Origin of the sequence: Taibaiella sp. KBW10 (assembly GCF_003852495.1) — a bacterium.
Taxonomy (GTDB): domain Bacteria; phylum Bacteroidota; class Bacteroidia; order Chitinophagales; family Chitinophagaceae; genus Edaphocola.
Genome location: NZ_QAJI01000001.1, coordinates 718,397 through 742,213, shown reverse-complemented (window position 1 = coordinate 742,213; position 23,817 = coordinate 718,397). Strand labels below are relative to the sequence as shown.

The 23,817-nt window shown below is 43.5% G+C and carries 11 protein-coding genes and 1 other RNA gene; 5 read left to right on the top strand and 7 right to left on the bottom strand.

Annotation, left to right across the window (positions count from 1 at the left end):
- Positions 1–186 precede the first annotated feature (186 nt).
- Together DBR32_RS03260 and DBR32_RS03255 are read right to left on the bottom strand one after the other, a co-directional pair.
- Positions 187–1,479: a T9SS type A sorting domain-containing protein gene (locus tag DBR32_RS03260; protein ID WP_124634836.1), complete on the bottom strand. Its 1,293-nt coding sequence runs from the start codon at positions 1,477–1,479 to the stop codon at positions 187–189.
- Between the two features lie 488 nt (positions 1,480–1,967).
- Positions 1,968–2,651 carry a response regulator transcription factor gene (locus DBR32_RS03255; protein ID WP_124634835.1) on the bottom strand — a complete coding sequence of 228 codons (684 nt, stop codon included), beginning with the start codon at positions 2,649–2,651 and terminating at the stop codon, positions 1,968–1,970.
- A gap of 1,256 nt (positions 2,652–3,907) precedes the next feature.
- On the opposite strand from DBR32_RS03255, the gene DBR32_RS03250 reads away from it, so the two are divergent.
- Together DBR32_RS03250 and DBR32_RS03245 are read left to right on the top strand one after the other, a co-directional pair.
- Entirely contained in the window at positions 3,908–10,144 is a 6,237-nt protein-coding gene (locus DBR32_RS03250; RefSeq protein WP_124634834.1) for a T9SS type A sorting domain-containing protein, read from the top strand.
- A 364-nt stretch (positions 10,145–10,508) separates the two neighbouring features.
- Positions 10,509–14,207: a T9SS type A sorting domain-containing protein gene (locus DBR32_RS03245; RefSeq protein WP_124634833.1), complete on the top strand. Its 3,699-nt coding sequence runs from the start codon at positions 10,509–10,511 to the stop codon at positions 14,205–14,207.
- Between the two features lie 592 nt (positions 14,208–14,799).
- On the opposite strand, the gene ssrA is transcribed toward DBR32_RS03245, so the two are convergent.
- Positions 14,800–15,174, bottom strand: a transfer-messenger RNA (tmRNA) gene (gene ssrA / locus DBR32_RS03240).
- A gap of 151 nt (positions 15,175–15,325) precedes the next feature.
- On the opposite strand from ssrA, the gene DBR32_RS03235 reads away from it, so the two are divergent.
- The 3 genes from DBR32_RS03235 to DBR32_RS03225 are packed head-to-tail and all read left to right on the top strand — an operon-like array spanning position 15,326 to position 17,617.
- On the top strand, positions 15,326–15,886 hold the full coding sequence (locus tag DBR32_RS03235; protein ID WP_124634832.1) for an RNA polymerase sigma factor: 561 nt from the start codon (positions 15,326–15,328) through the stop codon (positions 15,884–15,886).
- Positions 15,870–16,538, top strand: coding sequence for a hypothetical protein (locus tag DBR32_RS03230; RefSeq protein ID WP_124634831.1), 669 nt, complete (start codon positions 15,870–15,872; stop codon positions 16,536–16,538). The genes DBR32_RS03235 and DBR32_RS03230 overlap by 17 nt, the downstream gene beginning before the upstream one ends.
- An 8-nt stretch (positions 16,539–16,546) precedes the next feature.
- On the top strand, positions 16,547–17,617 hold the full coding sequence (locus DBR32_RS03225; RefSeq protein ID WP_124634830.1) for a hypothetical protein: 1,071 nt from the start codon (positions 16,547–16,549) through the stop codon (positions 17,615–17,617).
- A gap of 70 nt (positions 17,618–17,687) precedes the next feature.
- Here DBR32_RS03225 and DBR32_RS03220 read toward each other — a convergent pair whose 3' ends face one another.
- The 4 genes from DBR32_RS03220 to DBR32_RS03205 form a co-directional block, all read right to left on the bottom strand.
- Positions 17,688–19,490, bottom strand: coding sequence for an ABC transporter ATP-binding protein (locus DBR32_RS03220; RefSeq protein WP_199724308.1), 1,803 nt, complete (start codon positions 19,488–19,490; stop codon positions 17,688–17,690).
- Positions 19,491–19,583: 93 nt separating this feature from the next.
- On the bottom strand, positions 19,584–21,701 hold the full coding sequence (locus tag DBR32_RS15675) for a pseudouridine synthase (protein WP_124634829.1): 2,118 nt from the start codon (positions 21,699–21,701) through the stop codon (positions 19,584–19,586).
- A gap of 52 nt (positions 21,702–21,753) precedes the next feature.
- Entirely contained in the window at positions 21,754–22,797 is a 1,044-nt protein-coding gene (gene rlmN, locus DBR32_RS03210) for a 23S rRNA (adenine(2503)-C(2))-methyltransferase RlmN (protein ID WP_124634828.1), read from the bottom strand.
- Positions 22,798–22,902: 105 nt separating this feature from the next.
- The gene (locus DBR32_RS03205; RefSeq protein WP_158605890.1) at positions 22,903–23,802 is read right to left on the bottom strand and encodes a YafY family protein; all 900 of its coding nucleotides are present in this window, start codon (positions 23,800–23,802) and stop codon (positions 22,903–22,905) included.
- Between the last annotated feature and the right edge of the window lie 15 nt (positions 23,803–23,817).

Here is a 23,817-nt window from a genome sequence, read left to right as displayed (position 1 = left end):
ATAATTTAGCCAAGCCCTTATGTCGATGTGATTTTTTAATGAACAAAGAAATTAAAATTGCTTCCGAATGATTGTTTTTATTAAGACCTGTTTAACTACTAGTGAAAATATAAGGCTATAATTTATTGAAAGTTGTTCATATCATAATTTATGCTAAACAACAACAGAAATGCGATACACTTTTCATCAATCTTTTGTTACTTTCATCGTTTTTACACAGCCATTCTCGTTCACGATCTGGATAGTATAAACCCCATCCGGTAAAGATGAGAAATCTAGCTTTGTAGCTGCATTGCCTGTTGACGAAGTGGTTATAGTATGGCCATAAGTGTTGATTAGCTTTATTGTATTTACCCCTTCCAAATTATTAATTGAAAGCTCGGATCGTACTGGATTTGGATAAATAGCGACTGAAGCATTATGGTTAAATTTCAACATTTGTACTGAACTGTATTGCTGTTTACCATCATAGTCAATATTATTTAAGCGATAATAATTAGAACCAGATAATGGAGCGGTATCAATATAACTGTATAATAATGGTTCGCTACTATTGCCACTTGATGATTTAGATGCCTCAAAGCCTAAAATTTCCCAGTTTATGCCATCAGCACTGCGTTGTAACTCAAAACCTTTATTATTTTGTTCGCTAAGCGTCTCCCATTTCAACCTTGCGGCAAAACCATACTTTTCTACTGAAAAATTTTGTAAAGTTACCGAAAGAGGAGTAGATATAAGAGATGCAGATAAATTATCAAATAGATAATAAGCCCCGGTGCCATCGGGCAAACTTGTAGTGCCCTGCCTAAACTGTCCAAATGTCAAATATTCTTCACCACCAACTGCTGTATATTGCAGTGTTACAGGTACCCACGTATTACGAGATGCAGCGCCATATACAACCGTATCGCTTGCAGGTATCAACACTCTACCATTACCAAAAGTGTTTACAATCGACCCAGAGTTCATAAAGCCACTTTCAGAATTCGAGTTTACCGGGGCGACTGTTGAAAATACTGCACCTATGTACCCCTGTTCCACTTCCGGAAGATCAGCGTAACTTAATGTAGGCAGCATATTAGGAGGTGATGCTCCAAATAAATGAGCAGTATAAAATGAAAGCATATATGTAGTCCCAGCGATCAACGGTGCAGAAAGGCGTGTTGTAAGGTACTCCTTGTAGTTAGATAAACTGCCATTTTTTACCTCCATGTAACTTCCCACAAAACCAGTTCCACTAAAAGCGGTTATTACGCCGGGAATACTATAGCCACAGCTATTAAAGTAGTCGGAGGTGCCAAGAGTAGGACGAGTCCAAGCAGTAGCTCTAAGTGCATAGGTAGGGTTTACTTGCTGGCTTGGGCAAGCTGAATAAGTTTCAAAGTCCGGATTGGGAATAGTTTGAGCCTTGGCATTAAATGCAGGAAAAGTTGCTACTAATGCAATTATTATTTTTACGTTATAAATATATTTATTCATCTGCTTTAGATTTAATTTTACGCAGCAATAAACGAAAAATAAAGGCTATTCTGCCATACGATAAAACAACTTGAATAAAATTACTGAAGAAGTACTCGGTTTTTCTATCGAAAAATATAAATACTAAAAACATTGATGGTTAAAGTCTTTCGGGCATTAATAAATTTAAAAGGGATTAAACCAAGGCTTAAGCGTTGTTTTTAAAATATAGTATTATGAATGGTATTGTATGGTAGTGTACTAGATATGTTTATGGCAGATAAAAGACCTTTTAATACGAAAAAGTAGACCTTAAAATATCATTAAGAAAGCGAGCAATATAGATATTGCTCGCTTTCTTAATGGAGAGAATTTTGCTTTCAAATGAAAGGTTTTACCTAAAGGTAGAAAGCATTATTATAGATATCAACACTTTTGATACAAGACCTGCCAGTCGCGGTTTTCTAAAGTATACAGTATAAAAAGAACTTCAGAAATGTCTGGATCACCTAGAGGTCATCCAGATCGACAATTCCGTTCTTTAAGGCAAATTTAATGATCCCGGCCAGGTTCTTTGCGCCGATCCTTTTGGAAATATTGTTCCGGTATTGCTCGACCGTGCGCTCAGAAAGGGAAAGATGTTTGCCGATTTCTTTGGCCGTTTGCTGGCGGCAAAGCAGGCGTACCAGATCCAGTTCTTTACCCGAAAACTTCGTATTGGCGATCAAGTGCTTCATGACCAGGTCCTCGTTTGCGTCGGAAAAACGGTTAATAATATGGTTCCGCGCCTCTTTACAGAAGTATTCTTTACCCTCCATCAGCATATCCACACTGTGTACAAACTCTTCATCATCTTCTTTTTTGATTAAATAGCCATTGACGCCGGCCTGTAGCATACGAAGTATCGTATCGGCAGAATAGGAAAAGGAATAGGCCAGTACGCGGGTATTCGGCAATTTGAATTTCAATTCGCGGACCAGCAGGTCGCCGGTGGTATCGGGCAGGATATAATCGACAATAACCAGATCGGGGAAGTGCTGTAATGCCAGGCTCGTCCCGGACGCGCCGTCATGGGCCATTAGGAACTGCTGAAATAAGCCTCCTATCACAAGTTTAATACCATTAGCAACCATTTTATGATCATCGATCACCAGCACCTGGTTGTATTTTGCCGTATGTTGTTCTTTCTGCATTGTCTGTTTCTTCCTTAATAATTAATACTGGCCACACAATTACCTCAAATAGTTGAGGCCGTAAATACTAATTAGAGCCATTACTGTAAACGGTTCAGGTCAATCCGACTTATTGTCTGGGTAATTCAGTGCTTTTTTACGGCCTTAACCAAACTTAAGTATACTGGGATGTTCGGTTACAAATCTGGTGGAAACTCCTTAGAGGTACCTTGTCCTATCCTGTCTCATTTGCTCCCCATAATGCATGCTCCAATCCAGCTTTGCAATTTTGCATTATTTACAGTGAGCAGACAGCATTCCTGTTTATAACTTCTTTTTTATGATTGTGCCATATTACATTCAGTCAACAGTTTATGGGCTGTAGGAGCACTTACTATTTGTTAAACCGAGATTACCCGAGGCTGCCACAGGTGAATTGGTCCTGTTTACCTAATCCCACAAAAACATACCCAATCGTGATAACCGCCTAGTATATTTCTCTTTTCTATCGATGCTGGTTGGCTTGTTCACACTTGGATGGTGAGCCTGATCCTCAAATCCTAAAGTGAAAAAATGTAAATACTGAGAACATCTATATTAAAGTCCTGCAAATCTTGCTGCCATTGTGCATCCCGTTAAGCATAAAAACCCGTTTTTTTTGCTTTTTCGAGGTTGAGGCATAAGCCGGAATTTTCATTGCTTTCCTGTTTAAGCGGTGTGCCAGATATATTTGTGTTTCTGATTGTAAAAATAATGATTTGATTATTAGTTGATTGATGGTAATGAGTTATTACGCATCATAGTTGAATTAGTACTATCCTATTATTGAAGATTAAGCAAAATCAACGAATGCAAATGAACCGTTAATAGCCTTTTGGTTGATGGTTAAAGTGTTCTTTTGTCCTTTTAAGGGCTTCGGTATTTATTATGTTCAGGCAATACGGGTAAGTCTCTCGCGGTATTTGTTGCCTGTCAGGATACCAAGGTGTATATTCTTTGACTACAGGTTGATTCCGTATCCTTATCCCCTGTTATTGAATTGTTTTTGTTCAATAGCCATATTGGACTTATACTCTAGTTTTGAATAAGGTCTGTATCTAGTCCTAAATTTGACATGTCGCAGTTTAGTGAAAATCATAAATGGCTTGTTTTCATTGTATTGGATCCGGCCTTTTCACTGTTGATGCTTCTGCTTATTCTTAAGCGCTTTTCTTGAGTACTGATTCGTATAGTTCTTTTCTTACACCAATAATTCGCTAATCAATTCAACCCATTTTATGAAGCAAAATCTACTTTTGAGGGCACTGGCAATTAATTTGTTGCTCAGTGGTCCGGTATTTGCGCAAAGCCCCGGTGGCGTGCCGGTCACGGCCTGGTACCGATCCGATGCAACAGCCAGTCTGTTTTCGGATGCCGGATCAACCAATGCTGCCAATAACACGGCCGTACAGCAATGGAACGAATACCAGGGCACCGGCTTTAACCTGATACAGGCCAGTGCCGGCAGCCGCCCTATATTCTCCAATACAACATTGGCAAACTTTAACCCTACCGTTACCTTTGACGGTAGCAATGACTGGCTGCAGTTTAATGCCGGTACAGGAGTAAATGTTATTGACCGGGTTAACGGTACCATGTATGCCGCAGGTTATGTAAACGTATTAAAGAGAAGCGGTTTCATGGGCTTCCATTCTTCCATGGATTATCCCGGCCTGCATCTCTGGGCAAACACAAATCAATTACTGTTCTTTACCGGTGGTCCGGGTTACCAGGGCCTTACCTCTGCAACTTTTGCGGCGCAGACGTTCTTCAGTGCGGGAACGGGTTGGCAAAATGGCGCCGGTACTAATACCAACTATGCAGCGGCTACGGTTTCCTTAAACGGAGGCAGGGTAGATTATGTAGCTTCCCAGCTGAATAATGTGAACCAAAGTACCGGTGCCCGTAACCTGCGTATCGGTGCCGATGATGACTACGGTTCTTTCAGCGGTCAGCTAAACGAGATCATGGTCTATGAAGACCGGCTGAGTACAGCCCAGCTGGACCAGCTGGAAACCTATATGGCCATTAAATACGGTACTACTTATGCTACCGGTACTAAAGATTATAAAAATGCTACAGGAGCTACAGTTTGGACTGCTACGGCCCATGCCAGTTATAAAACGAATATCGCCGGTATTGCCCGTGATGATAATGGTGCTTTACACCAAAAGCAATCCTGGAGCACCAATGCAGGTAACCAGGTACTGATCAGTACCACTGGCCTGGCCAATACCAATGCCGCCAATGCTACCGGTCTGACCAATGGTCAATACCTGGTATGGGGCGATAACGGCCTGGCTAAATACCCCACGGTGAACTTTACCGCTTCTGGTTTAAGCCATCGTTTTGCTGCGGTATGGCAGGTGCAGAACACCGGTTCTGTAGGTGTCGTACGCGTAGCCTGGCCACAACAAGGTTTAAACAACCTGAGCCTGGTGCAAAGTACGGATGCTACGTTTGCTACAGGCAATACCATTACCGGTATGGCGTCTAATGTGGCTACGGTTAATGGCATAACCTATAATTATGCAGATGTAACCCTGGCCAATGGTCAGTATTTTACGTTTGCGTCCAAGCTTGCCGGACCAGGTGGTGTAACCACTGGTATCCTGATGTGGCATAAAGCCGATGATGGTACCGCGGCTGCAGGCCAGAAAAATATCTGGAAAGACGTTTCCGGTAATGGAAGGGATGTAACACAAAATAATAATGCGACTTATCAGCCTGCGTTGGTGACCAATGCAAGTTATACAGCCAATAGCAAGGATTATAGCTTCAACTTCAATCCTTTCTATTATTTTGATGGTACGAATGACTTCTTCTTCCGTATAAACGACCTGTATTTCCCAACAACAACAAGCGCTGGTTCTGTGTATGGAGTAATGAACAACTCTTCTGCAGGTGGCTGGAGAACGCCATATGGCTGGGGCGATGATGATCCGAACCTGAACAGATTAGGAGATAACTATTATCTCTATAGAGATAATGGTAGTGTTGTGTCTGCTGCATCAGGCTTAACGACAAAGCCTGCTCATATTGGTAGCATGCTTTGGAGAGGAAGTGCCAATGGTATGTATCTTAATGTTGACGGACAGATTCTTAGTACAACTTCCGCTAATGTTGGTAGTGTTAACTCTGCCTTAAACTTTGCAATCGGTTCTGAAGGATATAACCTTACCGGCAATGGTAACGAGCTGTTTCAGGGTGGTATGTCGGAGGTATTTGCCTATAGCACAGATCACCAGAACTCTGCTGGAGATGAAAAGCTGAGAATTAACTCATACCTGGCCCTTAAGTATGGTATCACTTTGAAAAATGATGCCGGTACCCGCACTTCCCGTTACCTGAGCAGTACATCTGCCGTGATCTGGGATACGACTGTAAATGCAGGCTATAACAATAGCATTGCCGGTATTGCTAAAGATGATAACAGTGCTTTACACCAGAAACAATCCCGTAGTAATGTGACAGGCCAGCAAGTGCTGATTGGTACGCCCGGCCTGGCGAATACCAATGCCGCAAACGGTTCGGGATTAAATGATGGTCAATTCCTGTTATGGGGTGACAATGGCCTGGCTAAAGCCCCGGCGGTCGCAGTATCCGGAGTACCGGGTGTGAATTACCGTTTTGCAGCCGTTTGGAAAGTGCAGAATACAGGCAGCGTAGGAAATGTGCGTGTGACCTGGCCTACAGGTCTTACAAATATTACTTTACTGCAAGGTACTGATGCGACTTTCGCTACAGTAGGCTCATTTGCCAGCATGGTTGCAAATACAACTACAGTCAATGGAATTGCATACAATTATGCAGATGTAACCTTATCCAACGGAAACTACTTTACTTTTGCAACTCAGCTCAACGGACCTGGTGGTGTAAGCCTGGACCTGAGGGTATGGTTACGATCTGATGCGGGTTTTGCCCCGGATAACTGGACTGATCTTTCCGGTAGTAACAATAACTATACGCAAACGAATGCTTCACGTCAACCGTTCCTGGCCTCTACTTTGTATAATTTCAACCCTGCAGCAGACTTCGGTACCAGCGGTGCTGATGCCCGCTTTATGGTGGTGCCTGTAGGCAAGCCGTACACGGCCAATGGGACTAATAGTACTGTATTTACTGCATCTACAAGCAAGCAGGCTTCCGGTTACAGCGACATCATTGGCTTTGGTGGTACAACCACTACAGCCAACCTGACCAACGCAAATGCGCCAACGGTAACCAAGCTGGGTGACAATGTAATCATGTATCCTTATACCACTGCACCTACTTTTGCCGCAACTGTCCTAAACAGGATGTATCTGGATGATATTTCCTTTACAGTAGGTACTGCGGGTATTAAATATGGTAAAAACGGACAGCTCGGTACGGTAAATCAGACTTTTGCTGCCGGAAATGCCGACCATGCCAACGGAAGTATCTTAGGTGCTCAGCCAGAAGAGCGCAATGGTCTGATCGGAGAGGTAATCGCTTACCAGAGAGATTTGACCGAAGCAGAAAAGCAAAGAGTACGTACTTATGTAGGGATCAAATATGGTCTTACATTGAAGCACAATTACATTGCCAGTAATGCAACAACTGTATTCTGGGATACAACAATCAATACCGGGTATAACAATAATATCGCCGGTATCGCCAGAGATGATAATGGATCTTTGTATCAGAAGCAATCCTGGAGTATCAATCCTGGCAAGCACGTATTGATCAGTACAACCGGACTGGCCAATAGTAACGCAGCCAATACCAGCTCCCTGAATGATCAGCAATTCCTTACCTGGGGTGATAATAACCTGGCTAAAGGACCTGGTGTTAACCTTACAGGTGTAACTGGAGTGAATACACGCTTTGCTGCGATCTGGAAAGCACAGAATACCGGATCGGTAGGTGTGATAAGAATTGCATGGCCTAAAGGTCTGGCCAATCTGAAAGTTGTACAAAGTGGCGATGCGGTTATCGATGCTTCAGATATGTACACAGATATGAGCGGTACCGAGAATATTAACGGAGTTGACTATGCTTATGCGGATATTACCCTTGCAAACGGCCAGTACTTTACTTTTGCGGCATTCGTTCGGGCTCCGGGTGGTGTAACACATGGCCTGAGCCACTGGTACCGCGCCGATAAACTGGTAGAGTCAGCTGGTGAGGGTACTGATGTAATCATGTGGACTGATTTCACTTCAGGAGTAAATTCGGAACAAATCAGTACAGCTGCCTTACCTAAGCTTAAAAATGGTGCTTCTGATTATTTCAACTATAATCCGGGTATAAACTTTACGGCGAGTACACAGAAGATCGGTAATATAACCGTTCAAACCCTGAACTCCTTAAACTACGGTATTTTCTCTGTGACTAAAGAAGGAATGACGAATGGTGTGTATTTTAACATTGGTATGAATAACACGACATTTGATGGTACGAACTGGGATCAGCCGGGCCTTTGGGGTGGTGGAACAGTGACCAGACGTACCAACACAGGAGCGGGCAACTTCTTTGCGGGTGCAAACCCTGCTTTTGCATCGAATGTTTCCAGCATTATGTACTATAATTTCAGCGATATTGCTTTTAATAAGAGCCTGAATGGTGCACCTATTCCGCAGAATTACACGAATGCTCTGGTTGGATTGGTAACCGGCGGACACATTTTTGGTAGCAATGCCGGATCTGGCAGTAGTGGAGACGACGGTGGATTTGTAGGACATATAGGAGAGTTGGTTGTATATGGAAATGATACCATCACTGCTGCCGAAAGGAATAAAGTGAACAGCTACCTGGCGGTTAAATACGGGGTAACCTTACACAATAGCCAGAACTATACCACTTCTCAGAATGTTGTCGTTTGGACTGCAGCAGCTAATGCCGCATTCTACAATAACGTAGCCGGTGTGGGTACGGATTATATTTCTGCCCTGGAGCAAAAACAAAGCCGTAGCCAGCATACCAATACGAACGGACAGGTGATTATGGGCTTGGGTAAAATCGATACGACAAATGTGAGTAATGATGCTTCTTTGGCCGATGGCAAGTTCCTCTTATGGGGTGATAATGGTAATACACAGGCCATGACGAATACTGCTAGTACATTCAGAGTGTTCAACTATGCCGGAGGCACCAATAATGCCCGTCGTATGAACCGTGTATGGAAAGTGCAGAATACCAACGTAAGCGACAGTATGCTGATCCGCTTCCCGGTAGCTTCTGTAGGAACCACGACAATCCCGACCGGTGATGCCTGTGCCAGCTATGCGATCATCTTTGCCAGTGATACCGGATTTACGACAAACCTGACGGTGATGCCACTTACGGTAAATGGTACAGATTATGATGTAATGGCTGCCTTCCCGAATGGTGCGAGCTACTTTACGTACGCGAAGATGACACCGTTAAACAATGGTATTATCTACCTGCCGCCGGTAACAGAAAGTACGGTTCAGTATACCAATAACTGTGGTGTAGGTGTATGGAGTCATTATTACCAAACCGGTAATGCGACACAGAAAATGCTGGGTATGTCTGGCTTTACCACAACGGAAATGAATAATTTCAATGTAACCATCACTCCGGAAGGTGTTAGTTACGACGACGGATCAAGAATCACTAAAGTGATGGCCCGTATCTCTACGGTAATCAATAACAATGTAACGCCATTGTCAACCGGTAAAGTAAGGATCTATTACAGCGAAGCGGAAAAAGCAGCAACAACCGTTCCTGGTGCGCAAACAAATGCCTGGTTTAAATTCAAAGGAGATGCGGATTCTGTAATGAATGACATCTACAACGATGGCGTGTTTGACGCAGGAAGAGCGATCCAGATCACCCCGGATGCAACCGGTGTAGAGAATGGTGTGGCTTATGTAGAGTTCCATAACATCAACTCTTTCTCCAGCTTCCTTTATCTTTCTTCTACAGAGATCGTTAATACCGTATTACCGGTTTCCCTGTACCAGTTCACCGTAACTAAAGAGAAAGAAAATGCAGTATTGAACTGGAAAGTAGTGAGTGAGCAAAACAACAAAGGCTATTATGTACAGAGAAGCACGGACGGACAAGATTGGAAAGAAGTCGGTTTCGTAGCTTCCCAGGCAACAAATGGTAATAGTACTGTTGCGCTTACGTACAATTATACAGATTACAGCCCTGTTGCTGCTAAGAACTACTATCGTCTGAAACAGGTTGACTTTAACGGTAGCTATGCGTATAGCCCGGTAAGGATGCTGGACTTTACCCTGCGTCAGCAGGCCGAGATCAGTATTGCGCCTAACCCGGTTCGCGGACTATTAAATATCAGCGGATTGAACGGAAGACAGAAAATAGTGTTAAGCAATACCCTGGGTCAGATTGTATTCACTGCAGTTACCGATAACGTATCTCAACACACATTGAATATGGCTGCTTACCCGGCCGGTATCTATGTGATCAGCGTATTCGGAAACGATGGTATTATGACTTCTCAGAAGATTGTGAAAGAATAATAGACAAGCTATGTTCACATAACCATAAAGGGCCATATACCTGCATCAGGTGTATGGCCCTTTTTTGCTTTACCCGGATCAATTTTACCGGGGATGTGCATTTAAAACATGGTATCCCGGACCTATTGAGGTTGTAACGTAATCATACAGTACTTCTACAGTACTTTTCTGCGGGTATCATTAAAAATCTGATTATTGCAGAATAATTGAATATGTTTTTGTTATATGTTATTAACACTAAAATAACAACTTAGGTGCTGTGAATGGTAAATTAATCGACATGCACCGGGAAAGCGTTTAACGGGCGCTAACTTATAACATTGATAGTGTATCTGTATCCAATAACCACGTTTAAAATTAAATTATGAAACACCATTACACAAAGGGCGAACGACCCATGAATCGTTTTCTTGGAGGAAGGATGTCCCGGGGCAAAACGACCCTGGCCAGACTTTTTGCCTTCCTGTTCTTTGCGCTTGCAGGAGCAAATACAACGTATGCACAGGACTGTACGGCCAATGCCGGTGGTAATGCCACGGTCTGCGGTAGCACGACCACACTTGTAGGTACGGTCAGTGGTAATCTGGGTACCCTGAACTCCCCATTATGGACCTTTATATCGGGACCCACAACCCCGACGATTGTATCTCCCAACAGCCTTACGACCAATATTACCGGCATGACCACAGATGGTAATTACGTCTTCCGTTTGACCCGCAACTGTGGTACGGGTACCGCGGTGAGTAATGTAACCATTACGGCGCATCCGCGCCCCGCCGGCTTTACCGCAGGACCCGATATTACCAATATATGTGCTACAACGGGTAGCACACCATTAGGGGGCGTAATCCCAGCGGGTTTTAATGGCTCCTGGAGGTCTGTGAGTATTTATGAGCTCCTTAGGAATGGCGTTATTGCAAGTACCAATTCCCAGTTGAGCAGTACAACAGTGGCTACGCCAACATTCTCTTTGGTCAATACATCAAATCATAACATAGACCCTTCTTATTATACGATTCTAACCATAACTTCTCTGGATGGAGTCTGTTCTTATACGGATACGGCTATTGTTCGTTTTATACCCAATCCACAGATCAACCCGCAAAATGCAAGCCGCTGTACCGATTTGTCCGGGAGGGATTATATCAATTTAAACCCTGCGCCTCTCTTTTCTAATTTTAATAGCGCTTATGCGGGTTCTACAGCCAATGGTACGACCATAAGCCTTACTCCGATCAGCCAGCCTGCGGGAGGAGCACTGTCTTATGGAAATATAGATAATAGCTTCGTATTCCTGAATGGCGTAAATGTGCCCGGCATCTACCAGTTTACACTTACGGTAAATACTGCGGGATGTGGTAGCTATACGACGCCTACAATTACTTATACCAATACAGGTGTTTCGGTGCACCAGGTTAACTTCCAGCCTACCGGCCATACGGCACCCGAGCAAATGACGCTTTATTTCGCAAGTGGAACCGGTGGTGAGGTGCACTGTAACCTGGCGGGTACAAGTACGCCGGAGAGTTTTTATTTTAGTGTTGATCCCCTGGATCCGCCTACAGTTATTACTACGGTTACGCCAAGCGGTATCATCCCACCCGGAGGTGTACCTACTGTTGTGGTAAGTGGTGCGGGTACTTATGATAGGGTAGCAACAGTAACCCCACCCAGCGGTGGCTGGCGCATAGGTACCTACAGGTTTTCTGTAAATACAACAAATGCCAGTGGTGCTTGTGGCACTCCACAGATCTATTACATCCATGTGTCCGACCAATCCCGCCCTGATGTAAGTATAGCCGATGTGAGTGTATGTTACCCGGGTACCGGCGCTATATCGGCAGATATAAACCTGCCTGCTGTGTATAAAGGTGTGGTCAATAGCAGTTATTTCCAGGATTTTAATGGCCGGTATGACTTTACAGTAGTTTCCAAACCTGTAGGTTCGGGTACACCAACCTATACTGTGAGTAATTTGCGCAGCATTACCAGTACCAGCACTACTATTTCTAACCTGACCATGGCCGGTGATTATGTTTTTAGTGTTGCTGCGCGTAACGGATCATCCGGAACGAGTGTGGGCAACTTCCTGGAACAGGAATATGCCTGTTCGGGTAGTTCGCTGGTAGATACCTTTGTAGTGCATGTAGAGAACCCGATCAATCCTAATGCCGGTTCTGATCAGTCCCTGACTTGTGCCAATTCCCTGACCCTGTTGGGTAATAGTGCCGGTACCGGTACGGGCTTATGGTCTGTTGTTTCCGTACCATCGGGCAGCACGGCTACGATCGGTAATACTGCTGCTGCAAATACAACCGTAAGCAATATCAATGTACCGGGTACTTATGCCTATAGCTGGAGAATCACCAGCCAGTATGGTGGTTGTACGAATGTAGATACCGTAAGCTTCAATGTAAGCAGCGTATCGCCGGCTAACCCGGTGACCACGGTAACCCCGATGCCTTGCTCCGGTGCTTCCGGCAATATCAACGTTACCTCCCCGGTGGGAACAGGCCTGGAATACAGGGCTGTAGGTTCTTTATTTACATCTGCTTGGCAAACTGCTCCCTCTATTGATATTATAGCCGGAGGAACTTATTCGGTGCAGGTGCGTTATGCCTCCAGCCCCGCCTGTGCGGCCTCTAAAACAGATACCGTAAAACAAAATTATTGTGGAACGGTAGTTAATGATGCGAATGGGGATAAGCTGCTTAGTTCCGGCGAAAGTGGAACTAATGCAGGTGGTACATTATATATCTATGCCGTAAATCCACTGACGGGTCTTATAGATGCAGCCTTTCCGGTAGCTGCAGACGGCACCTTCTCTATTTCTGTTTTGGGTGATAATGCTTATGACCTGAAATTGTCTACCGTAGTCTATCCTGTAGGTACGAATACCAATACGACACCGGTTAATACGAACCCGCCTTCAGGTTGGGTAACAACCGGAGAAAATAGTACGGGCCTTGCCGGTGGCGATGGCAGTCCTAACGGTTCTTTATCTTTAGCAAAACTGAGTACGGGTAGAAGTGGTCTGGTCTTCGGTATTGAGAGACCTCCGGTTGCAGATACAAAAACCTTTAATATCGCACAAACGGCATTCAGTTCTACCCCTGTTTCGGGCTTCCCGGCAGTAGCAGGTTATAAATCTATTCCTGCATCTTCTGCGAGCCTTACTGGCTATAACGGTTCCGGAGGTTCACTGTCCGGTACCGATCCGGAAGATTGTTCGAGTACCTCTGCCTGCCGCAGTCTTACGGGAACTACATTTACGATCAATGCTATCAATGCGAATACAAAACTGTATTATAACTATGGTGGATCAACAGGCGTTGTCGCGATTGATGTAAGTTCCGGTCCGGTAAGCATCCCGAACTTTGATGCGACGAAACTGGTTATTTATGGCCAGGGCGGTACCGGTACTTCAGGAAATGCGATTGGCTTTGATTATGCTATTGTAGATAAAGCAGGTGTGAGCAGTCCTACTGCGCCTTATCGTATTGTAACGACTACACCTTTGCCGACTAAATTCTTACTGTTTACGGCAAACATGGAAGGCGGTAGCGTTGTGTTAAACTGGGCTACTGCTATGGAGCAAAATAGTAAAGGGTTCGATGTCGAAAGAAGCGCAGAAGGCAGTTATTGGACTAAGATCGGTTTCGTAAACAGCAAAGCCGTAAATGGCAACAGCAATACCAGACTGGATTATGGCTTTGCCGACAATCAACCGATGAATGGTAAAAACATCTACCGTTTAAAACAGTTTGACTTTGATGGTAAATTTGAATACAGCCCTGTGGCTGCAGTAATGCAAAATGGTAACAATAAATTCCTTATTTACCCGAATCCGGTTTCCCATGAGTTAATCGTAGAAGGCGTTCATGAAAACAACCAGGCGCGTATCTACAATCTTTTGGGTCAGGAATTAAGTTCAAAAGCTGTCAAAATGAACGAAAGCAAAGTTCGTATGAACGTAACTGCTTTAGCGAATGGCGTTTATTATATAGTCGTTACCGGCGAAGATGATAAAGTAATTTTCCGTCAGCGATTTGTAAAACAATAAGCCTTTTGTAACCTAACCTTCTGAAATATATCTTTTAGTTTTAGTGTGTAAAAGAGTCCGCCTCATTTGAGGCGGACTCTTTTTGGTATTCATGTTATACTGGTTCTGTAAGTACCCCTAAATCCATACAGTCATAAACTAGCGTTTTCTAATTTCTGTAGGAAATCCATAATTGTTCCTCTATGCCAATAAAGGATTGTTCAGGTGTTAATTCGAATACATCTATATAGGCCAACCTCTCAGTAGCTTTACTGAATTTGGTTTTCTTTAAAAGAAAAGCAATCCAAAGCTTTTTTCTAACATAAATAATAATTTTATGGTTTAACAAAGTTCGGATGGATACTGCTTTTTTACAAGATGTAAACCTGCTTAACTAGTTGCCTAGCAAGGATTTCAACGTTTAATCGTGGCAACTATTTTTTTAAAAAAACTGGTTGCCACGATTAACGCTTTTTATTTCTGTGGATTTCTGAATTTTTTGTTGGGTAGCGATAAATAAAAATGCCTGCAAATAGTGTATTTACAGGCATTTTTATTTAATCAATATCGTCTGGGCATAAAAAAAGACAGTACGATTAACGTACTGTCTTTTTTGTGGAATCGGCGGGATTCGAACCCGCGTCCAAACACCGATTGAAAAAGTTTTCTACATGTTTAGTTCAGTTTTAATTGTCGGCAAATAACAGGAAATGAACAAACCGATTATAAGCTTAGCTGGATAGTCTTTTGCAGTGTGCACAGCCTGGCACTACAGCATTTCGCATTTTTTGTTGAGTCGGCGGCGGAGCTTGGTAGCGAAATCACCTGCTCAAGCGGCCCTAATGACTAACTAATCACTGATTAGGCAGCCATGGCATACTGAGTATTGCCAAATAAAATGTTGAATCTTCAGATTAACGTGCTAATAATACAACGCACGACATGCTTACGCTTTCCCCGTCTTGTGCTGTCAAAACCAGTCGACCCCGATACTGGTGCTACAAGCCTTTTGGGCTCAAAGAACTTTTACAAAGATAACAATTGTTTTGATAATGAAATTTTAAAAATAATTTGCAGCCCGGGCAACTATTTTGACGAAAACCGCATTTATAGTGTAAAGGCCTTTGTAAGAGACATACATGCAGCATCCATACGCAACAGAAGAGTACACCATATATCAGGAGAGTAAACAGGGGAAACCCGCGGCGCAGCAATGGCTGTACGCCGAATACTATCCTATGGCGGCGGCGGTATGCCTGCGTTATATTGCCAGTGTGCCGGATGCGGAAGAAGTAGTGGCAGATAGTTTTATCCGTTTCTTTAAAGCATTAAGTACTTCGTTTCAATATCAGGGTGCAGGCAGTATGAAAGCCTATCTTAAGAAGATCACGGTCAATCAATCGCTGATGTTCTTACGGAAGCAACGCTTTTCCTTTGAAGAGATGGGGGAGCAACATGAGCAACTGGCCGATGTAAACCTTGATGCCCTAGGGCAACTGTCTGCAAAGGATATCCTGAAAGCGGTACAGCAATTGCCTACAGGCTATCGTACGGTCTTCAATATGTATGTCATGGAGGGTTATAGTCATGCTGAAATTGGCGAAGCCTTACTGGTATCCGTAGCTACTTCTAAGACCCAGTTGATGAAGGCCAAATTACAATTACAAAAAATACTGAGTGTTTATGAAAGATATCTTTGAGGAGCGGTTAAAAGCAAAGCTGGAAGCGCTGGAATCGGATCCGGAAGTGGCCAATATGCTCTCTAGAGATGCGGTCTGGGATCGGATCAGTACTACCCAAAAGCCCCTACAGAAAAAGCAATGGTTTCCGCAAATATTTAAGCTTGCGGCTGCACTGATCATCTGTGTTGGGATGGCCCTGCTGATAAAATTTCAGCAACCAGAAATAGCCGTACAGCCGCCGCTGGTGCAAGCGGCTAAACCTGCAGATGCTAAAACGGATACACCCACGCCGGTGGCAGATGTGGCTAAGGAAAGTAATACGGAATACCCCGCTAAACAAGAGCCGGTGTCTGTAACTCACCAAGACGCATCAAGGGTAGGGGATACGCAACGCTTGCCCGATAGGAAGGATATTGCAGTAGAAAAAACCGACCCGCTCAAGGTTCCGTCAATGCCGGAATCTTCCCAGATAGTAAAAGAAAATGCCCTCGCTGCCCAGCCGGCAGTTGTCTACCTGAGCGACCTGGAAAAAGAAAGTCCTGCGGTACTGACCGTAGCACCGCGCAAATCCATGGCCTCCCGTAAGGTAATCCGCTATATGAAAAGTAACCTTGAAGAATACACCTGCGTACCCCCTATCGTATTTATAAACCAAATCTTAAATAAATAGCCATGAACATGAAAAAACTATTGACCGGGCTACTCTTGGCCCTGTCCGGTACCTGCCTGCATGCACAACAAACCCAAACCCGTTTTCAGCTGGACACCGTACAAAGAAGAATTACCCTGAGTAAAGAATTGCCCGGTAAGGGAAAAGCACTGGTGCAAATGGCTTATAAAGAAGACTGGCAGGGCGATGCCGAAATGCGGCACCTGACAGACCTGGCCGGTCAGCAGCTCAAACACCTGCAATCGGGCTTTAAAGATGCCCTCACCCAAAAGAAAGTATATATAGAACTACCAGAAGATGAAAGCTATGTCAAGATCGCTTTTGAAGAAGTACAGCCCGGGCATAAAGAGCTGGTCTATAAAGATAATGCCTATCACCCGCTCAAAACGGTGCAGGATTCTGTATTTATCCTCAAATCCTATGGGAAGTACAAGCAGGCCTTAAGCTTATCCGACAATAATGATACCTTAAACCGAATGGTGCTTTATACGTTTATCGTCAATGATGTTGCCGCTTTCAATGATGGCCCGCTGCGGGATAGTATCGCAAAAGCGCCCTCATTTTTCACGGCCTATCTTAATGACCCCCGCCGGCAGCAGACACTTCGGGCCAGCAGCAGGGACATGCGCTTTATGCAAGAAATCGATTTTGGACTTACCTATTTCAATGATCGATTTGGAATGGCTTTAGATCTTGGTTATGGGCTATTGTTGAATAGGTATTCACGTAATTCTTTCTTTGCCATGGTAAAGATGGGTATGATCATGAATTACCGCTATCCGCTGAACCAATCCAATATTTACCTGAGCTATAATTTGGAATTCGGCTCGGTTGATATGAGCACCAGCAGGGGTATTTGTAATAAATATGCAATGGGTTTCGGGTTTTTCCAAGGGACGTATAGCAAAAATTACACCGGTAATTTTCAGCAAATACCCAATATGTTCCGCATGTACATGAACTTCCCGGTGGCGGCCAAATTGAACCTCGGGCTGGATATTTATTCCAACTTTATATTTGATAATAAGAATCCAAAACAGGCTGGCATGTTCGGCATGTACCTCAAGTATAATCTTTAGCGATTTTCATACATCCCCGCTCTATCTATCATGAAAACAGGAAGCGTACCGGTAACGGTGCGCTTTTCTGCTACAAAAGGGTCTCCGCCATTTTATCCAGGTTAAGGCTGCGTGCGGCGGCATCAAATATTTTACGGTACACACCCTGTTGTTGGTACAAGGTAGCATGCGTCCCGGTTTCGGCAATGCGGCCATGCTCCATGGCTACGATCATGTCGGCATCAATAATCTGTGATAAAGAATGCGAAATGATCACAACCGTACGGTCCTGCTTGATGGCATCCAGGCTTTTTTTGATTTGCTCCGTTGCGATCGCATCCAGGCTGGCCGTAGGTTCATCCAGAAATAGTATAGGGGGATCTTTTAAGAATAAACGGGCTATAGCGATGCGTTGTTGTTGCCCGCCACTCAATAGTTGTGCATCCGCCTGGTATTGCAAGGGGAGTTCCATGATTTGTTCATGCAAATAGGCCTTTTGTGCCGCCAGGATGATTTCTTCTGTAGTCGCCTCCAGTTTTCCATACCGGATGTTTTCTTCTATGGTTCCTTTAAAGATATGGTTCTTTTGCAAGACCAAACCGATATGCTCTCTAAGCGTCGTATTCTCATATTTGTTCAGATTGGTACCATTGAGTAAGATCGCACCGGAATCGGGGCTGTAAAATTTACAAAGCAAATTGATCAGCGTGCTTTTGCCCGCACCACTCAGCCCTACTAGTGCAATTGTCTTATTTTTTTCTAAAACGAGGTTGATGTCATGCAAGGCCTGAAAGCCATTGGGGTAAGTGAAATTCACCCCTTGCAGGGAAAAGGTAATATGCTTACTGTTCATCGGCAGGCTGCCCGATTGCTCTATGGCTTCATCGTTTTCCAAAATATCAAAATACCCTTCTGCATAAATAAACGCATCATTCATCTCATCATAGATGCGGTGCAATTGGCGTATGGGTGCCGATACATTGCTGAACAGCATAATGTGCAGCATAATAGCCCCAATCGTTATTTGCTGCGATAAAACCAGGTAAACCGTGAGGATAATGATAAGTACAATCCCGATCTGTTCGATAAAGGTTTTGATGCCATCATACAAAAAATTGGTTCTGCGCGTTTCCAGCTGGCTATCCATCAATTCCATCTGGATATCATATTGCTTTTTGCCTTCGTAGCGCTCGCGTACAAAGCTCTTGATCACGCTGATTGACTGAATCAGGTTGAGCAGGCCATTGTTTTTATGTTCCCTCTGAGCACGTAATTTCCGGCGTACCCCCGATAGTTTCTTGGCTTGTTTGGCACTGACATAAAAGTATAAAGGCACCACCAGCATCGTGAGCAGGCCTACATAAAAGTTGGCGCTGAACATAATAATCAGGGCGATGATCGCATTGGTAAATAAAGGGAGAATGTCGATAAAGAAGTTTTGGATCAGCTTGGTAAGGCTGCTTACGCCCTGATCGATCCGGGTCTGCAGTTTACCCGATTGGTAATCATCTTCGGCAAAAAAAGCCATTTTGTAAGAGAGCAAACGATCAATTACCTTTTGCGACAGTTCACTGCTGATATTGATCCTGATTTTCTCTCCGAAAAACTTCTGCCCAAATTGTATAAAGATATTCAATAACTCTTTCCCGATCAGGATGGCAGAAATCAAGATCAGTAATTGCACCCCCTGGTGCATCGGTTTCGGAAGCTTGGTGAGTGCAGCAACTTCATCTACCGTATATTTCAGCAGTAGTGCATTCACCTGTGCGGCCAAAGCACCGACGAAAGTCAGCAGCAGGGTACCTATAATCATTAACCGGTATGGCTCAATAAAAGGGCGTAGCTTTTGAAAGAGCCGGATCAGATCGAGGGTTTTGGAGAAAGGCTTTGCCAAAATAAAATGCTTTATATCAGATAAATGTAAGCAAAATGCGGTCAACATTTTGATAAAATATTGACCGCATCGGCTATTGTTATAGAAACAGGATTATCGTTTCATATGTTTGAGGTTGATCAGTTCCTGTTTGGTCAGGAAACGCCATTGACCTCTTTTGAGATTCTTTTTGGTTAAACCGGCATACATCACACGATCCAGTTTTTCAACTACATAGCCCAAAGATTCAAAGATACGGCGCACAATACGGTTTTTTCCGCTGTGGATTTCTATACCGATCTCATTCTTGTTTTCCAGATAGGCCAATTGGTCTACCTGAGTCTTGCCATCTTCCAGTTCCAGACCACCCAATATTTTTTCAAAATCAGGTTTACTTACGTTTTTATCCAGTGTAACCTGATAGATTTTGCGGTTTTCATACTTAGGATGCGACAATTGTTGTGCCAGGTCGCCATCATTAGTTAAGAGTAATAAACCAGTGGTATTACGATCCAGTCTTCCGATAGGGAATACACGCTCATCAATATTATCACCAAAGATGTCCATTACCGTTCTGCGGCCTTTAGGATCATCGGTAGTCGTAATAAATCCTTTAGGTTTATTCAACAGCAGGTACAATAAATTCTTTTGTACCTTAAGTTCTTTCCCTTCCAGTTGTACGATATCACCTTCAGATATTTTAAAGCCCGGTTCCTCAATCACTTTATTGTTAACCGTTACTTTTTTCTCTTTGATCAATAATACAGCATCTCTGCGGCTACATACGCCACAATGTGCAATATATTTGTTCAAAGGCATTTCATTGATATCACTCTTTGTTTGCTGCTCTGCTTTCACCCCTTTATTACCAGAAGTGTCATAAGCCATTTCTACCGGGTTTTCGTAGTCGAAATGTTGCATGAATTTGTCCGGATGCTGGCGGTCTTTCTTCTCTTTGCCTGCACCTTCTATTTTAAGATCGTTGTCGAAAGTTTTTTTTTCAAAACTTTTGGTCTTGTCGAAATCTTTTTTGAATCCTGATCTTTCTCCGCGATCTTCATAACGCTTCCCTTCAGAAGGTTTTCTATCTCCGTACGATTTGCGTTCCGGTCTGTCTCCACGGTCTTCAAAACGTTTGCCGCCATGAGGCTTTCTATCACTGTCAAACGGTTTTCTTTCCGGTCTGTCCCCTCTATCTTCAGAACGTCTGCCTTCGTAAGGTTTCTTATCTCTGTCAAACGGTTTTCTTTCAGATCGCTCTCCTCTTTCTTCCGGGCGTCTGCCTTCATAAGATTTTCGGTCTCCGTCGTAAGGTTTTCTTTCTGATCTGTCTCCTCTGTCTTCAAAACGCTTCCCTTCGGAAGGTTTTCTATCTCCGTACGATTTACGTTCCGGTCTGTCTCCTCTATCTTCAAAGCGTTTACTTTCGTAAGGCTTTCTGTCTCTGTCAAATGGTTTTCTTTCCGGTCTGTCGCCACGATCTTCAGAACGTCTGCCTTCGTAAGGCTTTCTGTCTCCGTCAAAAGGCTTTCTTTCCGGGCGGTCGCCTCGGTCTTCAAAACGTTTGCCTTCATAAGGTTTTCTGTCTCTATCGAAAGGTTTGCGCTCACCACGGTCATCAGAACGATTACCTGCATAAGGTTTTCTGTCCCTGTCAAAGGGTTTTCTGTCGCGGCTGTCTTCAGAGCGATTGCCTTCATAAGGCTTTCTGTCCCTATCAAATGGCTTTCTGTCGCGGCTGTCTTCAGAACGATTGCCGGCATAAGGTTTTCTATCTCTGTCAAATGGTTTTCTATCCCGGCTGTCTTCAGAGCGATTGCCTTCATAAGGTTTTCTGTCTCTGTCAAATGGTTTTCTTTCCGGTCTGTCGCCTCGGTCTTCAAAAGGTTTGCGGGCGCCGTCTTTATCGTTGAAACGCTTTTTCTCAAAAGGTTTGCGGTCTTTGTCAAAAGATTTATTGTCCCGTTTATCGGCACTTTTGTCAAATTTCTTTTCCCCAAATTTAGTGGGTTGATGTGCCGGACGATTATTAACGTCCTTGTTATTAGTGGCTAGTTTACGGGCGGCATTAGCCGGATTCCGGTTACTATTCTCGGCACCTGCATCAAAATTTTTCCAAAAATCCTGACGATCTTTTTCTGAAAATTTTTGTTGTGCTGCGGATCTTTCTTTTTGAAATTCATCATCTAAAGAGCCGCGGTCAATGTTTTTATGCGAAAACTTCTTATTCATATACGGAGAAAAAATAGATTGCGTATTTGCTACGCGCTGATCATTTATATAATTATTGGGCGGCTTGGTCTACATTGGCCAGTTGTCCGCATGCTGCATCAATATCTTTACCACGGCTGCGTCTGAGTCGGGCATTTACTTTATGTTTAGCCAAATAAGCCATGAACTGATCGGTTACCGCTTCGTTCGGCTTTTTGAAATCGGCCATTTCTATAGGATTATATTCGATAATATTCACCAGGTCGGCCGGAATTTGCCGGAATACCTTTACCAGTTCTGCCGCATCGGCCAGACTGTCATTAAAATCGGCAAACAGGATATATTCTAAAGTAATTTCACTTTTGGTTTTCTGATAGAAATAATTCAAAGCTTCTATCAGCGTTTTAAGGTCGTTCGATTCGTTGATCGGCATGATCTCATTTCGCTTGGTATCATTAGCGGCATGCAAACTCAGGGCGAGCTTGAAGCGCACTTCATCATCACCTAACTGACGGATCATTTTCGCGACACCAGCTGTAGATACCGTGATGCGCCGCGGACTCATGCCCAATCCTTCAGGAGAAGTAATCCGTTCGATTGCTTTCATCATGTTTTTATAGTTGAGCAGGGGTTCTCCCATACCCATAAACACGATATTGCTTAAGTTTTTTTGAAAATGTTTTTGAGACTGTTCATTCAGTAAAGTGACTTCATCCACGATTTCGTCCCATTCAAGGTTACGCATCCGCTTCATATAACCCGTAGCGCAGAATTTGCAACTCAGGCTACAGCCTACCTGTGATGAAACACAAGCGGTCATCCGTTTTTCGGTGGGAATCATTACCCCTTCTACAAAACGGTTGTCATGCAGGCGGAAGCGGCTTTTTACCGTACCGTCTTCGCTGAATTGACTATGATCTATACTAACTTTAGGAATGAAAAATAATTCATGCAGTTTATTTCTAAGCTCCTTGGAAATGTTGGTCATTTCTTCGATAGAACCTATGTTTTTTTGCCAAATCCATTCTTTGATCTGTTTGATCCTGAACTTCGGCTCTCCCCAATCAGTCAGGGTTTGTTCCAGCACATCTATAGCTATGTGTCGCAGATTTTCCATCTGTGATAAATTAAATTTTTGCAAATGTACACTTTATTACCGGTTTTGCGTGCGATTCGCCCGACAGGTCTTGTTAAATTTCCATCAGGGGTGGCAAAACGGGCTTTAATATTGGGATAAGGCCTGTTGTAGGGCTTCCTTTACCCGGTACACCAGTGCTTCCGGTTGCAATACTTTCACGTAGGGTCCGTGCGACAGCAGTTCCAGAATAAAATCCTGGGTAAGGTGTACCTTCAGCGAAACCCGCAGTTCGGCTTCATTATCGATCAGTATTTTTTGTGAATGGTGAAAAGGCATAGTCTTCACATAATTGCCCGAGATTGCATTAAAAGAAAGAATGGTTTCTTCTACCGCTTCATCATTAGGCTTCATGATACCGAATACATGATTGAAATAGTTTTCGGGCAATAAGCTTTTGTCTTTCTTATATTTTTTAGAGGAGATAATCAGGTTATCCATACGATCGAGCCCGAAAGTACGGATGTCATGCTCCACGATGTCTAAAGCCAGTAAATACCAGCGATGTTTATATTCTTTTAATAAAAGCGGCTGCACATTTCTTCTCTGCGGCTTGTCTTCATAGAATTTTTTATAGTCAAAGGCCAGCTCTTTTTGTTGGGAGATGGCTTGCAGGATACTGCGGAAAAATTCCAGGCCCTGGGGCCGGCGTTTTTCAAACTGTACTTTATTGGGAATATCCTGGGTAAACTGTAAGGCATTAAAGGTACTGAAGGCCTCCAATAAGCGCTGGTGTACATCTTCTGGATTATCCTCTTCGCTGATGTAATAGCGGTTTTCCTTACTATTGTATTGCACATCCAGTTTGAATAAAGAAAAAATGGCTTCTTTATCTCTGAGAAAGGTACGGTTGGAAATAGCATAGTTCAATCCATCCTGTTCTGACTTCAAGGATAAATAATCGTTGATTTCTTCTAAGGAAGCTGGTTTTTTTAATAATAAATTGACAATATGCAGGTACCGGTGAAATACGTCTAGTTTGGCCACAGAAAATAATTTATA